Source organism: Roseburia sp. AF22-2LB (genome assembly GCF_003461125.1).
Classification (GTDB): Bacteria; Bacillota; Clostridia; order Lachnospirales; family Lachnospiraceae; genus Roseburia_C; species Roseburia_C amylophila.
Genome location: NZ_QTWM01000010.1, coordinates 1 through 1,614, shown reverse-complemented (window position 1 = coordinate 1,614; position 1,614 = coordinate 1). Strand labels below are relative to the sequence as shown.

Annotated in this window: 1 protein-coding gene and 1 pseudogene; both read left to right on the top strand. The window is 46.7% G+C overall.

Annotation, left to right across the window (positions count from 1 at the left end):
* Nucleotides 1-126: pseudogene (locus tag DWX96_RS14905) on the top strand (ABC transporter ATP-binding protein); the annotation flags it as partial.
* Nucleotides 116-1,614, top strand: a 1,499-nt coding sequence (locus tag DWX96_RS12605) for an ABC transporter permease (RefSeq protein ID WP_147337987.1), incomplete at its 3' end; no start/stop codon positions are given. The pseudogene DWX96_RS14905 and the gene DWX96_RS12605, both read left to right, overlap by 11 nt.

Below are 1,614 nucleotides of genomic sequence, written 5' to 3'. Positions count from 1 at the left end.
CTGTTCATCCAGGATGGCGTGATCTTTCATGAGCTTCGGCGTGGAGACGAAAGCCAGCAGGAGTTCTACGGGCGCATCCTGAAGGTGATGGCGCAACTGGGAGGGGGCAGCGCAAATGTTCTCTAATCTCATTCTTCGGAACAGTCGCCGCAGCCGAAAGGAAAACGGTCTGTTTTTCAGCTCCCTGGTGATTTCTATTGTTGCCTTTTACATGATTCTTTCCATCTCCACTCAAGATGTGATGCTCTTTTTGCAGAAAATGGAGAGTGACGCAGTTGACAAACTCCTGCTTCTGATTCCTGCGTTTTATGGGATGACCCTCGGTATTCTGTTCTTTTTGATCTATTTTGCCTGCAAGTATCAGTTCGAGTGCAGACGGCATGAGTTTGGTGTTTATCTAATGTTGGGGATGCGTAGAAGTAAACTGTTTGGTATGCTTCTGGCGGAAGATTTCCTGACCAGTATTCTTGCCATGCTCATAGGATTACCTGTGGCTGTGGTGCTTTCAGAAATTGTCAGTCTTGTCACCGCCAAGCTGGTAGGCATGGGGATCATCGGTCATCAGTTTTCTTTATCCTGGTTTGCGATTGAATGGACGCTGGCAGGATTTCTGGCAATTAAGCTGACGGCACTTCTGATTTTGAGTGGACGAATCAGCCGCCAGGAGATCGGTACTTTGCTATCCCAGCCAACGAACCGCCCCAAAAAGCAAATGCCATCTGTTATCTATGGACTGGCTGCTATATGCGGAAGTGTGATGTTGGCAGTGGCTTACTACATGGCGATTCAGGGAATTGCATGGACAAAGGTAAGTATGATGGGACTGACTTTGCTGTTGGGCATAGTTGGTACGATGCTGCTTTTCTATGGGATGCGTGCACTGATTGCTTTGATTGTTAAGAAAGGAAAAGGAAATAAGCAGCTTCATGTATTTACCTTCCGGCAGATTCAGGAGAATGTCATTCATCAGTCAAACTCCATGGCCATCAGCTCCCTGCTGATTCTGGCGGCGCTGTGTTGTTTTGGTGCGGGCGTAGGAATTGCAGGAACGAATAGCCTGTCTTCTGGCCATGTAATCGACTATACTTTTGAAGATCATACTGCAGAAGATTCATCGCAGGTTCTTCCGAATATAAAGGCAGCCCTGAAAGAAAACGGTTTGGAAAATCAATTTTCAGAGCTTTTTGAAATGAGGGTTGGGCGTATTCGCACCACAGAAGATTATGATAATGCCTACAGCATGGACGCTGTTATGGACTCTCTTCGGAGCCTGCCCCAGTCGGAAGACCGGGATGTCCTTCTGAACAATCTTGGTTATGCCACATACCCATATTTGATTTGTTTATCGGACTATAATCGTTTGTTGGAATTGTCCGGCAATCCGGCTCTCCAATTAGGCGAAAAGGAGGCCGCTGTCTATATTGATACAGAGTTTACTACGGTAAGTCGTACCGCAATGCTGAACCAAGTATTGGCCGGACAGCCCAAGGTGGAACTGGATGGTAGTCCGATTCATCTTACAGGAGAGGTTCAGTCTGTGAATTTGGTCACGGACCGTTCTATAACCTTGTCCTTTGCATTGATTCTTCCGGATGAAGCATTCCTATATTATAG